12 protein-coding genes are annotated in these 23,213 nt (G+C 34.0%); all 12 read left to right on the forward strand.

Translation table 11 applies throughout. From position 1 onward, the window contains the following. Positions 1 to 629 precede the first annotated feature (629 nt). The 12 genes from IEW40_RS09305 to IEW40_RS09360 all read left to right on the forward strand — a co-directional run bounded on the left by IEW40_RS09305 (position 630) and on the right by IEW40_RS09360 (position 23,202). The gene (locus IEW40_RS09305; RefSeq protein WP_188617825.1) at positions 630 to 1,355 is read left to right on the forward strand and encodes an NUDIX hydrolase; all 726 of its coding nucleotides are present in this window, start codon (positions 630 to 632) and stop codon (positions 1,353 to 1,355) included. 13 nt (positions 1,356 to 1,368) lie between these two features. Then, the gene (locus IEW40_RS09310) at positions 1,369 to 2,853 is read left to right on the forward strand and encodes a xylulokinase (protein WP_188617826.1); all 1,485 of its coding nucleotides are present in this window, start codon (positions 1,369 to 1,371) and stop codon (positions 2,851 to 2,853) included. A 122-nt stretch (positions 2,854 to 2,975) separates the two neighbouring features. Then, positions 2,976 to 4,304 carry a xylose isomerase gene (xylA, locus tag IEW40_RS09315; protein WP_188617827.1) on the forward strand — a complete coding sequence of 443 codons (1,329 nt, stop codon included), beginning with the start codon at positions 2,976 to 2,978 and terminating at the stop codon, positions 4,302 to 4,304. Between the two features lie 61 nt (positions 4,305 to 4,365). Then, a complete protein-coding gene (locus IEW40_RS09320; protein WP_188617828.1) occupies positions 4,366 to 7,227 on the forward strand; it encodes a SusC/RagA family TonB-linked outer membrane protein in 2,862 nt (953 codons plus the stop codon). Positions 7,228 to 7,239: 12 nt separating this feature from the next. Next, positions 7,240 to 9,186: a RagB/SusD family nutrient uptake outer membrane protein gene (locus tag IEW40_RS09325; RefSeq protein WP_188617829.1), complete on the forward strand. Its 1,947-nt coding sequence runs from the start codon at positions 7,240 to 7,242 to the stop codon at positions 9,184 to 9,186. 235 nt (positions 9,187 to 9,421) lie between these two features. Further along, on the forward strand, positions 9,422 to 11,896 hold the full coding sequence (locus tag IEW40_RS09330) for a glycoside hydrolase family 95 protein (protein WP_188617830.1): 2,475 nt from the start codon (positions 9,422 to 9,424) through the stop codon (positions 11,894 to 11,896). Positions 11,897 to 11,908: 12 nt separating this feature from the next. Further along, positions 11,909 to 13,654 carry a glycoside hydrolase family 43 protein gene (locus tag IEW40_RS09335; RefSeq protein WP_188617831.1) on the forward strand — a complete coding sequence of 582 codons (1,746 nt, stop codon included), beginning with the start codon at positions 11,909 to 11,911 and terminating at the stop codon, positions 13,652 to 13,654. Positions 13,655 to 13,719: 65 nt separating this feature from the next. Further along, the gene (locus IEW40_RS09340) at positions 13,720 to 15,291 is read left to right on the forward strand and encodes a glycoside hydrolase family 43 protein (protein ID WP_229663421.1); all 1,572 of its coding nucleotides are present in this window, start codon (positions 13,720 to 13,722) and stop codon (positions 15,289 to 15,291) included. 71 nt (positions 15,292 to 15,362) lie between these two features. Further along, positions 15,363 to 17,288 (forward strand): alpha/beta hydrolase-fold protein, encoded by a 1,926-nt coding sequence (locus IEW40_RS09345; protein WP_188617833.1) that lies wholly within the window; start codon positions 15,363 to 15,365, stop codon positions 17,286 to 17,288. A 49-nt stretch (positions 17,289 to 17,337) separates the two neighbouring features. After that, entirely contained in the window at positions 17,338 to 19,782 is a 2,445-nt protein-coding gene (locus tag IEW40_RS09350; RefSeq protein WP_188617834.1) for a glycoside hydrolase family 31 protein, read from the forward strand. A 15-nt stretch (positions 19,783 to 19,797) separates the two neighbouring features. After that, on the forward strand, positions 19,798 to 21,165 hold the full coding sequence (locus tag IEW40_RS09355) for a glycoside hydrolase family 43 protein (RefSeq protein ID WP_188617835.1): 1,368 nt from the start codon (positions 19,798 to 19,800) through the stop codon (positions 21,163 to 21,165). A 15-nt stretch (positions 21,166 to 21,180) separates the two neighbouring features. Next, on the forward strand, positions 21,181 to 23,202 hold the full coding sequence (locus IEW40_RS09360; RefSeq protein ID WP_188617836.1) for an NPCBM/NEW2 domain-containing protein: 2,022 nt from the start codon (positions 21,181 to 21,183) through the stop codon (positions 23,200 to 23,202). Positions 23,203 to 23,213: the final 11 nt, after the last annotated feature.

Below are 23,213 nucleotides of genomic sequence, written 5' to 3' on the forward strand. Positions count from 1 at the left end.
TAATTCTTTTGTGTTTTTTATCAAAAAGGTACATTTTTTTATTGTCTAAATTTAAGGGGTGTTTTATTTTTTTTAATAATCAATTAGTTAAGGTATAGTTTTCGATATGGGAATGTTTTTATTATTATTTCTCATTTTTTTCATGTTTTTTTGTTTTGAATTTTGTTTATGAAATCTCAATTTTTTTATTTTTTTAGACATATAAACATATTCATTATTTTATTTTTTTGTGTTAGTAATGATTTTTGGATTCTAGACGCAAAAAAAGGGAGTTTTTTATCGTGTATTTTAACTAAAAATTAGCTCTATAAAGCCTTTTTTTTCCCATTATATGAAGAATTAGAAAAAAAATACAAAAAAAAGTGTAAAAAAAACATTTATACTTATCATTTTTTTAGGGATAAGGATTCAATGTCATTGATGTTAATTTTTCTTAAATAAACTCTAAATTTTAATGTTTTTTAGTTGAAAAAGGTTTTTTTGGGGGTGGGCTTATCATTAAATTTAAGTAATACTAATCATAGACTGTAGATAACTAAAGTATTGATATGCAGTACATCATGTCAAAAATATTTTTTTATTTCATTTAGATTTTTATATTTGTTGTGTTACGTTAATGTTAACTAATTATGAGTCCTAATTTTATACATACTTATTTATCTGTAGATTGTGTTGTTTTTGGCTTTGATCATGATAATAAACTTAATATTTTACTAGTAAAAAGACGTTTAGATGATGTTCCAAAAGAGATGCAAAGTAAACTACCTGGAAGTTTAATTTTTAGTAACGAAGATGTAGATGTAGCAGCACAGAGAGTGCTTTTTGAACTTACTGGAATTAAAAAAATGGTGCTTAAGCAATTTAAATGTTTTGCAGATCCTTTACGTGCAAGTAGCCCAGATGATATTAAATGGATGAGCAAAGAGTACAAGCCTAATATAGACAGAATTGTTACAGTAGCTTATTTATCTCTTTGCAAAATAGATCATAAAATTAATAGTGTAAAATATGTAACTGTAGATTGGTGTCCTATTGATAAAATACCATCGCTTCCTTTTGATCATAATAAAATTATTAATGAGTCATTTCTAGAAATTAGAAGATGGATTGAAACAGATTTCTCAATCGTTTTTGAACTTCTTCCAAAAAAATTCACCATCAGGCAATTGTATCAATTGTACAGTGCAATAAGTGAGAAGAAAATTGATAAAAAGAATTTTCACAAAAAAATATCTTCATTTAATTATATCATTCCATTAGATGAAATAGAATCAAACGTAGCGCACAGAGCTGCGAGATATTATAAGTTTGATAGTAAATTATTTAAAAAAAGTAATACAAAATTGTTAAAATAAATTAAAGAATATTATGTATTTGTTAGGTTATGACATAGGAAGTTCTTCAGTTAAAGTTTGTTTGATAGAAGCATCAAGCGGAAAGATTATTGCATCTGATTTTTCGCCTAAAAAGGAAATGAAGATTACAGCAGATCAACCAGGTTGGGCAGAACAAAATCCACTAGAGTGGTGGATCAACCTAAAACTTGCTAATGAATCTGTACTACAAAAATCTGGAGTAAATGCTGAGGATATAAAAGGAATAGGAATTACTTGGCAAATGCACGGTCTTATTTTAGTAGATAAAGATCAAAATCTTTTAAGACCATCTATTATCTGGTGTGATAGCAGAGCAGTTCCTTATGGCGAAAAAGCTTTTACCACAATTGGTGAAGAAAAATGTTTATCACACTTATTAAATTCTCCGGGAAATTTTACCGCTTCTAAACTAGCTTGGGTAAAAGAAAATGAACCAGAAATTTTCGAAAAGATAGATAAAATAATGTTGCCAGGTGATTATATTGCAATGAAATTGTCTGGCGAAATAGGAATTACCATAGAAGGTTTATCAGAAGGTATTTTCTGGGATTTTAAAAATAATTGTATTTCAGAAGATGTAATCGATTATTATGGCATCCCAAAAAGTTTCTTTCCAGAAATTGTACCTACATTTGGAATACAAGCCACTGTTTCCGCTTCTGCAGCAGCCGAACTAGGTTTAAAAGAAGGTACCCCTATTTCTTACAGAGCAGGAGATCAACCTAATAACGCACTTTCTCTCAATGTATTTAATCCAGGAGAGATTGCTTCTACCGCAGGTACGTCTGGTGTGGTTTACGGCGTACTAGATACCTTAGATTATGACAAACGCTCTAGAGTAAACACTTTTGCCCACGTAAATTATACACCAGAGCAAATAAGATTAGGTGTTTTGCTTTGCATCAATGGTACAGGAATTCTCAATTCTTGGTTGAAAAATAATTTTGCCACTTCACTGTCTTCTTATGGTGATATGAATGAATTGGCATCGCTTTCTCCTATTGGTTCTAAAGGATTAAGCATTATTCCTTTCGGAAATGGCGCCGAAAGAGTTTTAGAAAACAAAGAAGTTAATTGTTCTATCCAAGGCATTAACTTTAATATACATACAAAAGGAGACGTATTACGTGCGGCTCAAGAAGGAATAGTATTTTCTTACGAATACGGAATGGATATTATGAGAAATATGGGAATGGACATTCAGGTAATTCGTGCAGGAGATGCCAATATGTTTTTAAGTTCTATTTTCCGCCAGACATTATCCAGTGTTAGCAATGCTGTAATAGAACTTTATGATACAGATGGTGCTGCAGGTGCTGCCAGAGCTGCAGGTATGGGAGTAGGTTTTTATGCAGATTCTAAAGAAGCATTTTCGGCATTAGAAAAAATAGCGGTTATAGAACCAGAGTTTGATAAAAAAGAACAGTATTTAGAAGCTTATGAGAGATGGAAAAGTCGTCTTAATCTACTAATGTAATCCCCATTTATAATAAGTTAAATTTTAATTAGCCTGCTATCAAAAAATATAGTGGGGAAGGGATTTCTTATTCTGTAATTAAACAAAAAAATAAAATATAATATATTAAATCTAAAAAAATTATGAACGTTTTAAAAGGAACTAAAGAGTTTTTTCCTAGTGTAGAGGAAATAAAATTTGAAGGAAAAGCAAGTACCAATCCTTTGGCATTTAGGTATTATGAAGCAGACAGAGTAGTTATGGGGAAACCTATGAAAGATTGGTTGCGTTTTGCGATGGCATGGTGGCATACACTATGTGCAAATGGTAGCGATCCTTTCGGAGGAGCTACAATTCACCATCCTTGGGATATTGGTAGTGATGCTGTTTCTAGAGCAAAATATAAGTTAGATGCTGGTTTTGAATTTATGAATAAAATAGGTTTTGAATACTATTGTTTTCATGATGTAGATCTAGTAGAACCAGGTAATAGTTGGGTAGAATACGAAAGTAACCTACAAGCTGCTGTAGAATATGCAAAAGAAAAACAAGCAGAATCTGGTATTAAACTACTTTGGGGAACTGCCAATGTTTTCACTCACGAAAGATATATGAACGGAGCTTCTACCAACCCTAATTTTGATGTATTAGCTTGCGCTGGTACTCAGGTTAAAAATGCAATTGATGCTACCATAGCTCTAGGTGGAGAAAACTACGTATTCTGGGGAGGAAGAGAAGGTTATATGAGCTTACTAAACACCGATATGAAACGTGAAAAAGAACATCTTGCACGTTTTCTTACTATGGCAAGAGATTATGCTCGTCAACAAGGTTTCAAAGGGACTTTCTTAATAGAGCCAAAACCTATGGAGCCAACCAAACATCAGTATGATTATGATGCTGAAACGGTAATAGGATTTTTAAGAAACTACGGTTTAGATAAAGATTTTAAATTAAATCTAGAAGTTAACCATGGTACATTAGCAGGTCATACTTTCGAACACGAATTACAAGCCGCTGTAGATGCAGGATTATTAGGAAGTATAGATGCAAACAGAGGAGATTACCAAAATGGTTGGGATACAGACCAATTCCCAATAGATTATTATGACCTTGCTCAGGCTTGGCTAGTTATTTTACAAGGTGGAGGTCTAGGAACTGGTGGAGTAAATTTTGATGCAAAAATCAGAAGAAATTCTACTGACCCAGAAGATTTATTTATCGCACACGTATCTGGTATGGATGTATTTGCAAAAGGACTATTGGTAGCTGCAGACATCTTAGAAAAATCAGATTACAAAAAGTTAAGAACAGAAAGATATGCATCTTTTGATGCAGGAAACGGAAAAGCTTTCGAACAAGGTTTACTTACATTAGAAGATTTAAGAAAAATCGCTCACGAAGTAGGAGAACCACAAGCTAAGAGCGGAAAACAAGAATTGTTTGAGGCTATTGTAAATATGTATATCTAATTTATAATAGATTCAAATTAAAATAATCAATGAAATTATTACCCATTAATGAATGTAAATTATGAGAAACTTTGCTTTAACAAAGAATAAAGCTGCGATATTTTTCGCAATGACTTTATTACCTTCAGGCTTTATGTACTCACAGGCTAAAAAAGATACTGTGAAACAGAAGAATATTGAAGAAGTTGTTTTGATTGGTTACGGCCAACAGAAAAAAGAAGCTGTAACGGGTTCTGTGGCATCTGTAAGTGGTAAGGCTTTGAAAGAAGTGCCAGCTGCTAACATTACTGATGCATTACAAGGGCGTGCTGCTGGTATTGATATTGGTAGAACATCTACTAAACCAGGGGCGTCATTGCAAATACGTATTAGAGGTGCTAGATCTCTATCAGGAGATAATGATCCTTTGGTAGTACTAGATGGAATTCCATTTGCAGGTTCTATTGGTGATATTAGCCCGAATGATATTAAGAGTTTAGATATCTTAAAAGATGCTTCTGCTACTGCTATTTATGGTTCTAGAGGAGCTAATGGTGTTATCTTAATAACTACAAATAGAGGAACTAAAGGACAAAAAGCTAAGCTTTCTTATAATGGATTTACAGGTATTCAGACATTATTTTCTGAATATCCATTGATGGATGGGCCTCAATTCGTGGCATTGCGTAAAGCAGCCAACCAATATACAAATGGTACAGATGAATTTGATAATATAAATACCAATTGGCAAAAATTATATTACAAACCAGCGATGATGACAAGTCATGATGTCGGTTTAACTGGTGGTAGCCAAGGAGGTAACTATAGCGTAGGTTTAGCGTATTTTAAACAAGATGCTTTAATTCCGTTACAAAGTTATGAAAGATTGTCTTTCAGAACATCTGTTGATCAACAATTAGGAGAAAGATTTAAAGTAGGATTTACATCTAATAATAACTTTGCCACTACTAATGCTAATGGTATGAGTGCAGCTCCTATTTTAGGATATTCACCAATTATAGATCCTTATACAGCAGATGGCAATTTTAAAAGAGTAGTTTATAGTGCAATAGACCAAACTTGGATTTATACTAGAAATGGTATTGAGAATTTAGGAAATAAATATGTAGATAAGACTAGAGCTTTTAGTTCATATAACAATTTTTATGGTGAATTAAGTATTTTAAATGGACTGAAATACAAACTTAACGTAGGTTTAACCTATCGTACTTCTAATAGTGGTAATTATACAGGTGTAGGTGTGTTTTCTACTAATGATGCTGCTCCTTCATCTGCTGGCATTGGTAATAATCAAACATACCAATGGGTATTAGAAAATTTATTAACCTACGATCGTACTTTTGGAAAACATAAAATTAATGCCACTGCGTTATATTCTTCTGAGCAAACTACTTTTAATAGCTCATACATAAGTGCAAAAAATATCCCAGCAGATTCTTTCCAATTTTACAATTTAGGTCAAGCTCCGCAAACAGATATTACTATTGATCCTAATAATCAGAATTATTTTAAAACTGGTCTTATTTCTTGGATGGGACGTGCAATGTACACATTTGACAATAAGTATATGATTACTGCTACAGTGCGTTCAGATGCTTCATCTAGATTAGCGCCAGGTAATAAATGGCATACCTATCCTGCAGTTTCATTAGGTTGGAACATTACCAATGAATCATTTATGGATAATTTGAAATTTATTAATTTATTAAAATTGAGAGCAGGTATTGGTCAGACATCTAACCAAGCAGTAACTCCATATTCTACACTTGGTAGATTATCAGTAGTACCATACAATTTTGGTAATAATGGTAATAATTCTTATGCAGTAGGTAATTATGTAACTTTGTTACCAAACCCTAATCTCGGTTGGGAATTCTCAAATACACAAAACTATGGGGTAGATTTTGGATTCTTTAATAATAGATTAACTGGTACTGTTGAGGTTTATAAAACCACTACAAAAGATATCTTATTATCTAAAAACCTTCCATCTACAAGTGGTGTAAGTAGTGTAGTTGTAAATGCAGGAAAATCAGAAAATAAAGGTATAGAATTTACTTTGAATGGAGTAATTATCGAAAACAAAGACGGATTTACTTGGGAAGCGGGTGTAAACGTTTATGCTAATAGAAATAAAATTTTAGCATTAAATTCTGGACAGCTAAGAGATGAAGGTAACCAGTGGTTTGTAGGACATAGTATGAATTCTATCTATGATTATCAATATATGGGATTATGGCAGCAAGGTGATCCATACTTAAATATCCTAGAACCGGGAGGAAATGTAGGTATGATTAAAGTGCTTTATACCGGCGAATATAATGCAGATGGTAGCCCAAAGAGAGCTATTGGACCGGCTGATAGACAAATTATAGAAACTGATCCTAAATGGCAAGGTGGTTTCAATACTCGTTTAGCGTACAAAAATTTTGATTTAAGTGTAGTTGGTGCTTTCCAAAATGGTGGAGTATTAATTAGTACCATCTACGGATCTGCAGGTTATCTTAATAGATTAACAGGTAGAGGTAATAACGTAGATGTAGATTATTGGACACCAGATAATACAGATGCTAGATATCCAAAACCAGGTGGAATTCAAAGTGGTGATAACCCAAAATATGGTTCCACACTTGGGTATTTTGATGCTTCTTATCTTAAAGTACGTACAATTACATTAGGGTATAGTTTTGAGAAAGATTTACTAGATAATCTTAAATTAAGCGCAGCTAAGATTTATTTTACAGTTCAAAATCCTTTCGTAATGTTTTCTCCATATTACAAAGAAACAGGAATGGATCCAGAACCAAACTCACGTGGTAATGAAAATCAAGCGGTTAACTCTTACCAAGGTCGTCAGTTGATTATTGGTACTAATAATCCAACTACAAGAAATTACTTAATGGGTATTAATTTAACTTTCTAAAAATTTAAAGTCATGATAAAATTTAATAAAAAATTTATTATAGGGGCCATACTACTTTCTTTATCTCTATCAAGTTGTAATGAGATTCTAGAAGAGGAGCCAAGACACATATATACTCCGAGTTCTTTTAATACTGAGCAAGGTGTTAAGCAGGGTGTAACTGCATTATACAGACATTTACGTTTGTTATATGGGAATGGTTATTTTATGAGTAATTGTGTAAACGGGACAGATGAATCTACATATGCTCAAAGTGCAGATGGAAACTTCAAAGAAATGGATTTTTCTGGAAACGGGAATCTTACTCCTACTACATTTCCTCCTAGTATGGTTTGGGGAAGCGTATTTCCATACATTAATACTGCCAATGGAATTATTCAAAATGGTGCTTCTGTTGGGGTTGCAGAATCTTTAATCTCAGAAGCAAGATTCTTTAGAGCATTTGATTATTTTCTATTGGTACAGACTTATGGTGGAGTGCCACTAGATTTAGGCTCAGGAGATTTAGCATTTAATACCTCTGCTTCTACTGTCTCTAAAAGAAATACAGTACCAGAAGTTTACACTAAAGCTATTTTCCCTGATTTGTTAAAAGCAATAGATAATCTTCCTAGCTCACCTAGAGTTACTGGTGGAGTGACCAAGAATGTTGCACGTTTGTTTTTAGCAAAAGCATATCTTACTTATGGTTGGTGGTTACAAAACCCAAACGGTATTCCTACTTATCCAGATACACCTAGAACTGATTTAGATGGCAAGACAGCACAATGGTATTTCCAAAAAGCTTATGACATTGCTATGGAAGGAATTAACAATCCTGGTCCTTATGCTCTTCAACCAACTTATTATGATGTAAATGTAGGTTCTAATGATAGAAATAATGAGTGTATGTTATATGCAGATCACACACAAGCTAGTGCTTACTATAACGAAAGTGATCCTGTAGGTTTTGGTTCTGGTTGGTCACCTGATAACTTTGCAGCTTGGATGCAAACTTGGAACTATACCAATATTAGAAGTAGTTCTTCTGCCACTACTTGGTCAGCAGTAAGTTCTGTTCAGCGTGCTGCTACACAACCATTAGGAAGACCTTGGACTCGTATGTGTCCTACTATCGGAGTTATAAAAAATACTTTTGCTGATAAAACTCTCGATTCTAGATATGACGGTACATTTGTAACTAAATATAGAGGAAACTGGGACAAAGCTGGTCTTAAAAATGCAGAACTTTATAATGCTAATAATCTACCAATTAAACCAAATGATGTAGTATTATCTTTCTTAGATGATGATTCTCAGCTTTCAAGTATTACTTATCCTTCAGGAGCAGGTAAAAGTAATATCGGTGCTGGTGAGATGCCAGGTAGAGCAGATTATGTAATCACTCCAAGTGGAATTAGTAGAATTGTATATCCTGGATTATGGAAAATTGGTACTTATCGTACAGATGATCCAAATGGATTAGGATATCCAAACGCAGGTCTTACTCGTCCTTTTAACGTTGCAAAATTCTCAGAATTTTACTTTATTGCTGCAGAAGCTGCTGTAAAAGGGGCTACAGGTTCTATGAGTGCTAGAGACTTAATTAATGTAATCAGAGCCAGAGCAGGTAAATGGAGATGGGATAACAATGGTAATGTTGCTAAAATTCAAGACAATAGTGCAGCTATGATTGCTGCTACACCAGCTACAATTACTGTTGATTATCTTCTTGCAGAAAGATCGCGTGAATATTACGGAGAATTTTACAGATGGTATGATTTAGTAAGAACTCAGAAATGGGCTGAATATGCGGGATCTTATCAAATAGGAAGCGCTAGTTATGGTGATCATACGGCTAAAACGTACACCCGTAATATCCAGCCATTCCATTATTTAAGACCAATTCCTCAAGGACAATTAGACTTAATGGAAATTACTGCAGAAGAAAAAGCAAAATTCCAAAACCCTGGATACTAATCTAGAAATTGGAATGAAAATTATAGAATTTTAATATACATTAAGAAATCTTATAAGAATAAAAATATTAATTGAAGAATTTTCTTAATTCCTATGATAAACTCTATAATTATAAGAAATGAAATTAGTTTCTTTCACATAAAATAGATATTTTAGGAGATTGGCTTCACAGGTTAATCTGTGGAGCCTTCTTTTAAAATAAATCAATACAGAATACAAACCCCAAAGGAATCATATGAAGCTCAGGAATACTTTTATAAAGTTATTATTCAGTTTTGTACTCTGTAATCTTAGCTTTGCACAGCAGAGTGATAAAAGATTAAAATTATGGTATAACCAACCTGCAAAACAATGGGTAGAAGCTCTGCCAATAGGAAACGGCAGAATCGCAGCCATGATTTTTGGTAATCCTTCTAAAGAAAAACTTCAACTTAATGAGAGCACATTCTGGTCAGGTAGTCCTTCCAGAAATGATAATCCAGATGGTGCCAAAGTGCTAGACTCTGTTCGTTATTATATTTTTGAAAAAAATTATAAAAAAGCCGAAAATCTAGCCAATAGAGGTCTTACCGCAAAAAAACTACACGGTTCTAAATTTCAAAGCATAGGAAATCTTAATATTGATTTCGAAAATGCAAATAATTTTACCAACTTTTACAGAGAATTAGATATCGAAAAAGCTCTTGCAACTACTACATTTACAGCAAATGGAGTAACTTACAAAAGAGAAGTATTCGCATCAGAACCAGATCAAGTAATTGTAATAAGACTTACAGCTAGCCAAAAAGGCAAGCTATCTTTTACCACATATTTTGATGGAGAATTACAAAAAATATCAAAAGCTTTAGATAATCATACTTTAGAAATGACGGGGATTTCTAGCTCACACGAAGGAGTTTCAGGACAAGTAAAATACAATGCCACAGCCAATATTATTACCTTCGGCGGTATAAAAACTGTCAAAGAAAATGGTATCAATGTAAGCCACGCAAACGAAGCGCTTATTTTGGTTTCTATGGCAACCAATTTTACAAATTACAAAACTCTCGATACTAATGAGACTTTAAAATCCAATAATTTTCTAGCTAAAGCCTCCAAAAAAACTTATCAATCGCTCTTAGAAAATCATATCAAAACTTATCAAAAATATTTCAAAAGAGTGGATTTTGATTTAGGAACTTCTGAAGCTGCAAAATTACCAACAGACCAAAGAGTTAAAAATTTTGCTACATCTTACGATCCGGCTTTGGTTAGTCTTTATTATCAATTTGGACGTTATCTTCTCATCAGTTCTTCTCAACCAGATGGTCAAGTTGCCAATTTGCAAGGAATTTGGAACGGTAGCATAAATCCAGTTTGGGATAGTAAATACACCATCAATATTAACACGGAGATGAATTACTGGCCTGCCGAAAAAACCAATCTCCCTGAAATGCACCAACCTTTAATTCAAATGGTTAAAGAATTAAGCGAAACAGGAGCTGAAACTGCAAAAGTAATGTACAAAAGCAGAGGTTGGGTAGCACATCATAATACAGATATTTGGAGAATTACAGGTGTTGTAGATTTTGCCAATGCAGGACTTTGGCCTATGGGCGGAGCTTGGCTTTCCCAGCATCTTTGGGAAAAATATTTATATAACGGAGATAAAAATTATTTGAAATCTATTTATCCTATTTTGAAATCTGCTAGTATTTTTTACGAAGATTTTTTAATAGAAGAGCCAACTCATAAATGGTTAGTAGTAAGTCCTTCTATGTCTCCCGAAAATATTCCGCAAGACCACCGAGGAAGTGCTCTAGCAGCAGGAAATACAATGGATAATCAACTGGTTTTTGACCTTTTAACTAAGACTATTCTTGCTGCAAAAATTTTAAATCAAGACCAAGAAAAAATCGTAAAATGGGAGAAAATTATAGACCGTCTTCCGCCAATGCAAATTGGTAAATATGGTCAGTTGCAAGAATGGATAGAAGATTGGGATAATCAGAATGATAAACACAGACACGTTTCTCATTTGTATGGTTTGTTTCCTAGTAATCAAATTAATCCAATTACTACACCAGAACTTTTTGATGCTTCTAAAACGGTTCTAATTCACCGTGGTGACGTTTCTACTGGTTGGAGTATGGGCTGGAAAGTCAATCTTTGGGCAAAATTATTAGACGGAAATCACGCTTACAAATTAATTAAAGACCAATTATCTTTGGTAGAAAAAGACGGTTGGGGCGAAAAAGGTGGCACGTATGCCAATTTGTTTGATGCACATCCACCATTCCAAATTGATGGTAATTTTGGTTGTACTTCTGGTATTATAGAAATGCTTCTTCAAACGCAAAATGGTAGCATCGATATTTTACCAGCTCTTCCTGATGAATGGAAAAAAGGGAAAATTACTGGATTAAGAACTTATGGTGGCTTTGAAGTGAATTTAGTTTGGAAAGATAATCAAATTACAAAGATTACCATTACATCAAATTTAGGAGAAAATTGTAGAATTCGTGTTCCTAATGAAGTAGAACTTCTCGGAAAATTAAAATTGAAAAATGCAAAAGGAGATAATCCTAATCCATTTTTTAAAATACCAAAAATTAAGAAACCTATCATTTCTGCTGAAGCTAAGCTGAATGAAGTGATATTAAAACCTACATTTTTGTATGATTTTGATACAGAAGCTGGTAAAACTTATACTTTAATAATTAAGAAATAAAATATTTTTAAAATGAAATTTAAAATAGAAAAACCAAATTTTTTAAAAGCAAAAACTGTTGCTTTAACGATGTCTGCATTGCTTTCATTTAATTACGCATCTTCACAAAAAATTACAAAAAATGTAAAAGATGCGCCTGTTTTTTCCAATTTTACATACAAAGGAAATGATAATATTTATAATGAAAATCCATTAAAACCAGACGAGTTTTACACACCTATTCTTCAGGGGTGTTATCCAGATCCTAGTATTACCAGAAAAGGAGAAGATTATTATTTGGTGAATTCTTCGTTTTCTATGTTTCCAGGTGTGCCTATTTTTACTTCTAAAGACTTAGTAAATTGGAAACAAATTGGTCACGTTTTAGACAGACCCTCTCAGTTATTAGTAGAAAAGTCTGGTGTTTCTCACGGGATTTATGCTCCGGATATTAAATACAATAAAAATAACGATACTTTTTATATGATTACCACTCAGTTTGCTGGTGGAATCGGGAATATGGTGGTAAAAACCAAAGATCCTGCGAAAGGTTGGAGTGAAGTTCAAAAACTTAATTTTGACGGAATTGACCCTTCACTTTTCTTTGATGATGATGGGAAAGCGTATGTAGTTCATAACGATGCTCCGCCAAAAGGAACTGAATTGTATAATGGTCACCGTGTGATTAAAATTTGGGATTATGATTTAGAAAAAGACCAAATAGTAGCAGGTTCTGATAAAATTATTGTGAATGGTGGTGTAGATCTTTCTCAAAAACCAATTTGGATTGAAGGGCCACATATTTACAAGAAAAATGGAAAATATTATCTAATGTGTGCAGAAGGTGGAACTGGAGATTGGCACAGCGAAGTTGTTTTTGTGAGCAATAGTCCGAAAGGTCCATTTATTCCAGCAGCTAATAATCCTATTCTTACGCAACGTTATTTTCCGAAAGACCGAAAAAATAAAATGGATTGGACTGGTCATGCTGATTTGGTAGAAACTCCAGACGGAAAATATTACGGTGTATTTTTAGGAATTCGTCCTAACGAAAAAAATCGTGTGAATTCTGGTAGAGAAACTTTTATGCTGCCTGTAGATTGGAGTGGAGAATTCCCAGTTTTTGAAAACGGTTTGGTTCCTTTAAAACCAAAATTGAAACTGCCAAATGGTGTTACCAATCAGACTGGACAAAACGGATTCTTCCCGAACGGAAATTTCACTTTCTCAGACCCTTTAAACAAACCGAATCTTGATTATAGATGGATTGCAATGAGAGGGCCAAGAGAAGAATTTGTTTCCGTGTCAAAAGATGGGACAAAAGTAATCCCTTTTGAAAACAATGTTAAAGCATTAGCACCAATTTCTGCATTATTCCATAGACAACAGCATTCGTCGTTTGACGCTTCCGTTACAATGAAATATAAACCAAAATCCGAAAAAGATTTGGCAGGAATTACTTGCTACCAAAGCGAAAGATTTAATTATGTATTAGGAATTACCAAAAAAGATAAAGATTTTTATGCTGTTTTGGAGAGAACCGAAAAAGGAAACTCAACCATTATTGCCAGCGAAAAATTACCATCTTACACAGCAATTCAATTGCAAGTAATTGCTAAAGGAGATGAATATACTTTTGCCTATTCGCTAGACGGTAAAAATTATAAAAATATCGGTGGAACCGTATCTGGGGATATTTTATCTACCAATGTAGCAGGCGGTTTCACAGGAAGTCTTATTGGTTTGTATTCTACATCATCTAATGATATTAAACCTTAAGAAATTTTAAAATGAAGTGTTTTTCAGTACTATTTATTTGTATCATTTTTACAAGTTTTACTGGGTTGCAAAATTGTGCAGCCCAGATAAAACCTGTAAATAAAGAAAACGTTACCACAAAATTTACCAATCCCATAATTTGGGCAGATGTTCCAGATTTATCTATTACCAGAAATGGAGATGATTTTTATCTCATCAGTACTACTATGCATTTAATGCCAGGAGCTCCAATAATGCATTCTAAAGATTTGGTGCATTGGGAAATGGTGAGTTATGTTTTTGATACTTTAAATGACAATTCTAAATATGATTTATTAGACGGAACGGTATATGGTCGCGGACAATGGGCTTCGTCTATTCGTTATCACAAAGGGAAATATTATGTGCTTTTTTCGCCTAATGATGAACCTTTCAAATCATACATCTACGTAACAGAAAATCCTGAAAAAGGAAATTGGAAACTGATTACCAGAACCAGACATTTTCATGATGCTTCTTTGTTTTTTGATGAAGATGATAGAGTGTATGTCTATACTTCTAATAAAGTTTTTGAATTAAGTTCAGATTTTAAAAATGTTATCGGCAATCAGGAAGGTACAGAAATTTTTCAACGAGATGCAGAAGAAACAGGTCTTTTAGAAGGAAATCAAGTGATAAAAAAAGACGGTAAATATTATCTGATGATGATTTCTTGGCCTCAAAAAGGAAAGAGAAGACAACTAGTTTACAGAGCAGATAAAATAACGGGGCCTTATGAAAAGAAGGTTTTAATTGAAGATAATTTTCTAAATTTTCCGTATGTAGGTCAAGGTGCTTTAATTGATGATAAAAATAACAATTGGTATTCTTTGATTTTTCAAGATAGAAATGGAGTAGGTCGTGTTCCTATTTTGTTGCCTGTAAAATGGAAAAATGATTGGCCTGTTTTAGGAGAAAATGGTAAAGTTCCACTTCATGCTGAGGTTTTGCTTCCGCCATTTAAAGCTAAAAATCATTTGGTGGAAAGTGATCATTTTTCTTCTGACCAACTCAAAATTCAATGGCAATGGAATCACAATCCTGTTAAAAATGCTTGGTCTTTATCAGAAAGAAAAGGTTTTATGAGATTAAAAACCAGCAGAATAGTAGATAATCTATATGCTGCTCCCAATACTTTGACTCAAAGAATGGAAGGTCCTAAATCCAGAGGAGTTGTAGCTATAGATTTAAAAGGAATGAAAGATGGTGATGTTGCTGGTTTCAGTGCATTCAATGGTGATTCTGGAGTTTTGTCTGTGGTGAAAGAAGGCAAGAAAAAGTACATTGTTTTTTCTACAAATTCGGTGAGTTTAGATAATAAAACCAAAACCATTACTGAGGTGAAAAAAGAAGAAAAAAAACGCATTCTTTTGAGTGCTGATAAAGTTTTTCTTCGCATAGAAGCAGATTTTAACTTGGGTAAAGATTTGGCTAGTTTCTCTTACAGTACAGACCAAAAAAACTGGACGGAAATGGCGAAAGATTACAAAATGATTTTCGATTATAGAAGATTTTTTATGGGATCTAAATTTGCAATATTCAACTATGCTACTAAGAATTTGGGTGGTTATATAGATGTCGATTTTTTCGATTATAAAAGAATTGATGTAGAAGATTAATTCTTTAAATTTTAGAAAATAATATTTTTTTTATCCTAAACAATAAGTGTAAAAAATACAAATAAAAAATTATGAAAAATTTATTTCTTTTAGCTTTAGCTTTTTCTTGTGTAGGAATTTTAGCTTCTGCGCAGAATTTTCAAAAACAAGCTCCACAAGGTTTTGATGTTCTTAAAAAGGAGATTCCTCATGGTAAAATTGATAGCATTCAATATCCTTCTAAAACGGTAGGAACGGTAAGAAAAGCTTTGATTTATACACCTCCAGGATTTAATAAAAGTAAAAAATATCCTGTTTTATATCTTCTTCACGGGATTGGTGGTGATGAAAAAGAGTGGTACAAAAACGGAACACCTCAAATTATTTTAGATAATCTCTATTCCGAAGGAAAAATAGCTCCTATGATTGTCGTTTTACCGAATGGTAGAGCCATGAAAGATGATAGAGCTACTGGTAATATTATGGCGAAAGATAAAGTAGAAGCTTTCGCAACCTTCGAAAAAGATTTATTAAATGACCTGATTCCTTTTGTAGAAAAGAAATTTCCTGTAAAAAAAGATAGAGAAAACCGCGCCATTGCAGGATTGTCTATGGGAGGCGGACAAACCCTTAATTTCGGACTAGGAAACATCGATAAATTTGCTTGGGTAGGTGGTTTTTCTTCAGCACCCAATACCAAAGAACCTCAGCAATTGCTTCCTAATCCTAAAAAAGCTCTTGATTTAAAACTTCTTTGGATTTCTTGTGGTGATGCAGATGGATTGATGTCTTTTAGCAAAAGAACTAGCGATTATCTTAATCAAAATAAAATCCCACATATTTTCTACATAGAACCAGGTGGTCACGATTTCAAAGTTTGGAAAAACGATTTGTATATTTTCTCTCAGTTGATTTTTAAACCTGTTGATAAAACTACTTTTTCAGATTTTACTGTTTACGGAACGCCAGCAGAATCTAATATCAGAAATGCTCAATTTCCTCAGATTTTATCTAATGGAAAAGCTATTTTTAGAGTAAAAGCACCTGAAGCACAAAGAGTTCAGATAGATTTAGGCAAAAAATATGACCTTAAAAAAGAATTAGATGGCGTTTGGACTGCCACTACAGATTCCTTGAGCGAAGGATTTCATTATTACTCTTTATTGATTGATAATGTACCAGTTGCAGACCCTTCTAGCAAAACTTTTTATGGAATGGGAAGATATGCCAGTGGAGTTGAAGTTCCGTTTTCGGGAGATGAATATTATGCTCTAAGAGATGTACCTCACGGTGATATTAGAATTCAGAATTTTTTCTCAAAAGTGACTAATTCTTGGCGAAGAGTTTTCATCTATACACCACCCAGTTACGACAAAAATTTGAGTGAATCTTATCCTGTTTTATACATTTTGCACGGTGGCGGCGAAGACGAAAGTGGTTGGGCTACCCAAGGAAAAACCAATTTAATCTTAGATAATTTAATTGCAGATGGTAAGGCAAAACCAATGGTGATTGTGATGCCAGATGCTAATATAGGGCCAGCTGGTTTAGGAAGTTTCGGAGCTAGAAATCTTCAAATGTTCGAAAAAGAATTGAAAGAATCTGTAATTCCTTTTACAGAAAACCAGTTCAGAGTGAAAAAAGATGCTGCAAACAGAGCTTTGGCAGGGCTTTCAATGGGCGGAATTTACACCCTTTACACAGGAGTGCATAATTCTGAAATGTTCTCTTCTTTGGGCGTTTTCAGTTCCGGATGGATGCTTCCTTTGTTACAAAATGTAGCAGATAATGAGTATAAAATTCTAAACGAAAACCCATCTAAATTTAATTCAAATATCAAAAATTTTTGGATTTCAATGGGCGGAAAAGAAGATATTGCTTACAAAAACTGTCAAATTATGATCAAAAAATTAGACGAATTAGGCATTAAATACTCTTATTCTGAATATCCTGGTGGTCATACTTGGCCAGTTTGGAGAAATAATTTGTATCAGTTTGCACAGTTGCTTTTTAAATAAGAAATTGAGCTAAACAGACTGTCAGCTTTCTAATTCAAAATCATACACAATGAATTTCAATAAAATAAAAATCAAAACGCTTATTATAACGATTGTAATTGTATCAGGAAAAATCTATGCGCAATCGTATCAGAAGACAGATTCAGGATTGAAATTTTCTACGGATAATCTGAATGTTGAAGTGAAATTGTACGGTGAAAATACGATTAGAATTATTAAATATCCTTCAGGAAAATCATTTGAGAAAAACAGTCTTTCGGTTATTAAAAAAGAAGAGAAATCCAAATTCTCGGTTTCAGAAAGCAAGAATATTATTTCATTAAAAACGAATGATTTAAATGTTTTTATTGACGCTAAAAATGGAACGATTACTTATAAATCATTCTCGGGAAAAGAATTGTTGAAGGAAGTTGGAAGCAATTTCCAACCTTTTAATGATGCCGGAAATCAAACCTATTCTGTTTCACAATCTTTTCAGTTGGAAAAAGACGAGCCAATTTATGGTTTAGGAATTCTACAAAACGGAAAAATGTCTCAGCGAAATACAGATGTTAAAATGATTCAAAATAACACTTGGGATTTTGTACCTTTTTTTCAGTCTGTGAAAGGTTATGGTATTTTTTGGGATAATTATTCTCCTACACAATTTACAGACACGCCGCAGAAAACATCTTTTTCTTCTGAAGTAGGAGATATTGTAGATTATTATTTTATCTACGGAAAAAATGCAGATGGTGTGGTAACCGGAATGCGAAATTTGACAGGAAAAGTACCGATGATTCCGTTGTGGACTTATGGTTTTTGGCAAAGCAAAGAACGCTATAAAAGTCAAGATGAATTGGTAGATGTCGTTAAAAAATACCGTGATTTACAAGTTCCTTTAGACGGAATTATTCAGGATTGGCAATATTGGGGAAATAATTATCAGTGGAATGCAATGGATTTTATCAGTCCAGATTTTCCCGATGCCAAAAAAATGATTCAGAATATTCACGATATGAATGCACATCTTTCCGTTTCTATTTGGTCTTCTTTCGGACCAATGACCAATCAATATCGTGAAATGGATAAAAAAGGAATGCTATTCAATATCAATACCTGGCCAGAATCAGGTAGAGAAGTTTGGCCTCCTGATATGAATTATCCTTCAGGCGTGCGTGTTTATGATGCCTACAATCCCGAAGCGAGAAATATTTATTGGAAATATTTGAGTAAAGGTGTTTTTAGCCTTGGCATAGATTCTTGGTGGATGGATTCTACAGAACCAGACCATCTCAGCCAAAAACCAAAAGATTTAGATACCAAAACCTACCTTGGTTCTTTCAGAAAAGTGAGAAATGCGTATCCATTAATGACGGTTGGCGGGGTTTATGACCATCAGCGCGAAACTACCAATGATAAAAGAGTTTTTATTCTTACAAGGTCTGCTTTTGCTGGTCAACAGAGGTATGCAGCCAACACGTGGTCGGGAGACGTTAATTCTTCTTGGGAATCTTTACGAAATCAAATTCCTGCTGGTTTGAATTTTAGTTTAACTGGTAACCCAAATTTTAATTCAGATATCGGCGGTTTCTTTGCTGGCGTTTATAAAAGAAATGGTGGTGCCAAAAATCCGATGTTCCAAGAATTGTACGTTCGATGGTTGCAATACGGAACTTTCACACCAATGATGCGTTCGCACGGAACGGATGTGCCAAGGGAAATTTACCAATTTGGGAATAAAGGTGATGTGGTTTATGATGCGATAGAGAAATTCATCAAATTGCGTTACAGTATGTTGCCTTACATTTATTCTACTTCTTGGGATGTTTCTAAAAATAATTCGAGTTTTTTGAGAGCACTTTCGATGGATTTTTCATCAGACAAAAAAACTTGGGATGTCAATAATGAATACCTTTTCGGGAAATCATTCTTAGTGGTTCCGATTCTCAATCCTCAATATACTCCAGAAAAAATTGTAAAAACCGATGAAAATGAAGGTTGGGACAAAACTGACGCTAGTAAAAAAGAAAATTCACTTTCCGATATAGATTTTACCCAAAACAAAACTGTAAAAGTTTATCTTCCAACAGGTTCAGACTGGTTTGACTTCTGGACAAATGAGAAATTTAATGGCGGTCAGGAAATTCAAAAAAACGTTAATCTTCAAAGTATTCCGTTGTATGTGAAAGCAGGAAGTATCATTCCGTTTGGTTCAGATGTGCAGTACGCAACCGAAAAAAAATGGGACAATCTCACATTGAAAATTTATCCTGGAGCTGATGCAGATTTTGTTTTATACGAAGATGAATTTGATAATTATAATTATGAAAAAGGAGATTATACCGAAATCCCTTTCCATTGGAACGAAAAATCAAAAACCTTGACAATAAATTCTCGAAAAGGAAATTTTAAAGGAATGATTGATAAACGAAATTTCAATCTGATTCTTCCTGATGGTCAACCAAAATCGGTGAGTTATTCAGGAAAAAAAGTGACTATTAATTTTAAATAATCTTAAAATCAGACGATGAAATTTTTAAGTTTAATAATCATTTTAGGATTTTTTCAGATTTCCTTCGCTCAAAATCCAATCATCCAGACCAAATTCACAGCCGATCCTGCGCCGATGGTTTATAAAGACACGGTTTTTCTATATACCAGTCACGATGAGGACGATGCTTTCGGATTTAAAATGAAAAACTGGCTGCTGTACACTTCCACAGATATGGTCAACTGGACTGACCACGGAATCGTAGCTTCCCTAAAAGACTTTAAGTGGACCGACCCGGAAAACGGAGCGTGGGCGCCACAAGTCATCGAAAGAAATGGCAAATTTTATATGTATTGTCCGATGCCTGGACAAAGAGGAATAGGCGTTTTGGTGGCGGACAGTCCGTATGGACCTTTCAAAGATCCTATCGGAAAACCTTTGGTAAAAAATTCCAGCGATGATATTGACCCGACTGTTTTCATTGATGATGATGGACAAGCCTATCTCTACTGGGGAAATCCAAATTTATGGTATGTGAAACTGAATGAAGATATGATTTCCGTAAATGGTGAAGTAACAAAAGACGCTTCAATTGCCAAAGTGAAGGATTCACCCGACCCGTTTCATTATCAAGAAGGACCTTGGGTTTGGAAAAAAAACGGGAATTATTATCTGGCTTATGCATCTACTTGCTGTCCAGAAGGAATCGGTTATGCAATGGCAAAATCCGCAACCGGACCTTGGGAATTCAAAGGAATGATTATGGACAGCGACAAACGTTCTAACGGAAATCATCCCGGAATTATTGATTATAAAGGAAAATCTTACGTTTTCGGATTCAATTATAACATTGGTAAACAGACGATGAGCAAACATTATGAGCGCCGTTCTGTTTGTGTAAGCGAAATGAAATATAATGCTGACAGAACTATCCAGAAGCTCCCTTTTTGGAATCCTGATGGTGTAAAAAGAATCGAAACTCTTAATCCGTACAAGAGAGTAGAAGCCGAAACCATCGCTTTTAGTGAAGGCTTGAAAACCGAAAAAATGACGGAATGGGAAAGAAATAATCCTTACGATACAGGCAAAAAAATTACAGACAGAATCGTTGTTTCATCCATCAACAACGGTGATTATATCAAAGTTCAGGGTGTAGATTTTTCTAAAGGAACACAATCTATAGAAGTATCTGTAGCAGCTTTGTACGGTGGAAATATAGAAATCAGAACTGATTCTTTGGAAGGACAGCTTTTAGGAACTGTAAAAGTCATCGGAAAAGCAGAAGGCGATATTTTTAAAACCATTACAACTCCAGTAAAAAATATCAAAGGCATTCACGATTTGTATTTTGTTTTCAAAGGCGAAAAAGACCTTTTCTATTTTGATTGGTGGAAGTTTAATTAAAATTTAAAGAAGAAAATGTTGAAGCATCAATTACTTTTAATCACCGTATTATTTGCCTTATCATCGAATATTTATAAAGCGCAATCTGTGGTTTGGCTGGATAAATTAGACTTGAGCGTTGCCACGCAAGGAAACGGAAAACCTGGCGTAAATACCTCTGTTGATGGTAGAAAAATAACAATTGCAGGTGAAACATTCGACAGAGGTTTCGGGACACACGCCGAAAGTTCTTTATTAATTAAATTAAATGGAAAAGCTAAGAGTTTTTCCGCATTTATTGGATTAGATGATGAAATGAAAGGACAAAATCCAGCCGTTGAATTTGAAATTTATGGAGATAATAAAAAACTTTGGTCAAGCGGAATAATGAAATTGGGAGACAAAGCAAAACCCGTAAATATTTCTTTGCAAGGAATCAAACAATTGGAATTAATTGTTACAGATGGTGGAAATGGGCCATATTATGACCACGCAGATTGGGCAGACGCTAAGTTTGAAACTTCAGAAGGTACAAAATTGATAACATTTAATCCTATTTCATCAATACCTTACATTTTAACTCCAAAACCAAGTGATAAACCTAAAATAAATTCAGCGAGTGTTTATGGCGGTCGCCCAAATTCACCTTTTTTGTTTAGAGTTGCCGCAACAGGAGAAAGACCGATGACTTTTTCTGCAAAAAATCTTCCAGATGGTTTAACAATAGATTCTAAAACAGGAATCATTATTGGAAAAGTTGATACGAAAGGAACTTATGAAGTTGTGTTGAATGCTAAAAATGCAAAAGGTTCAGCCTCAAAAAAATTAAAGATAGAAATAGGAGACAGAATCGCGCTTACACCAACGATGGGTTGGAACAGTTGGAACTGTTTTGGGCACGAAGTTTCTGCCGATAAAGTGAAACGTGCTGCCGATGCTTTAGTGAAATCTGGACTGGTAAATCACGGCTGGAATTACATCAATATTGATGATTCTTGGCAATACAATAGAGACGGAAAAGACCCTTCTTATACTGGCAAAATGCGTGATGAGAAAGGTTATATTTTAACAAATTCCAAATTTCCAGATATGAAAACTCTTGGAGATTATATTCACGGAAATGGTCTTAAAATGGGTATTTATTCTTCGCCTGGTCCTTGGACTTGTGGTGGATGCGCAGGAAGCTATGGTTACGAAAAACAAGATGCTGAAAGCTACGCAAAATGGGGCGTTGATTATCTGAAATATGACTGGTGCAGCTATGGTGGCGTATTGGATGGTCTTCCAGAAAATGACCCAAACAAAGTTTCTTCACTCAATTTTCAGGGTGGTGGAGATTTAGATAAAGGCGTGAAACCATTCAAATTAATGGGAAATCTTTTGAAACAGCAATCAAGAGATATTGTGTATAATCTTTGTCAATACGGAATGGGCGATGTTTGGAAATGGGGTGATGAATCTGATGCTCAGTCTTGGCGAACTACCAATGATATTACGGATACTTGGGCAAGTGTAAAAAGTATTGCATTGGCTCAGGACAAAGCTGCTCCTTATGCAAAACCTGGAAATTGGAACGATCCCGATATGTTGGTGGTAGGTGTTGTAGGCTGGGGAAATCCGCATCAAAGCAAATTGAAACCAGACGAACAATATCTGCACATCAGTCTTTGGAGCATCTTTTCAGCACCGTTATTAATTGGCTGCGATCTTGAAAAACTAGATGATTTTACCTTAAATCTTTTAACGAATGATGAGATAATTGCTGTAAATCAGGATGCTTTAGGAAAACAAGGTGTTTGTTTACAAACCATTGGCGAACTTAGAATTTATGTCAAAGAATTAGAAGACGGAGGAAAAGCAGTTGCTTTTGCCAATTTCGGGAGAGAGAAAGTAAAAATGTCTTACAAAGATTTCAAAAAATTAGGAATTACTGGTAAACAGATAGTGAGAGATCTTTGGAGACAAAAAGATATAGCAAAAATTAATTCAGATAAAGGAAATTTAGCGTTGGATATTCCTGCACACGGCGTTTCTTTTTATAAATTCATGTCAAAATAATTCAGTTAGAA

It is taken from the genome of Cloacibacterium rupense (assembly GCF_014645495.1).
In the GTDB taxonomy this organism is placed as follows: Bacteria; Bacteroidota; Bacteroidia; order Flavobacteriales; family Weeksellaceae; genus Cloacibacterium; species Cloacibacterium rupense.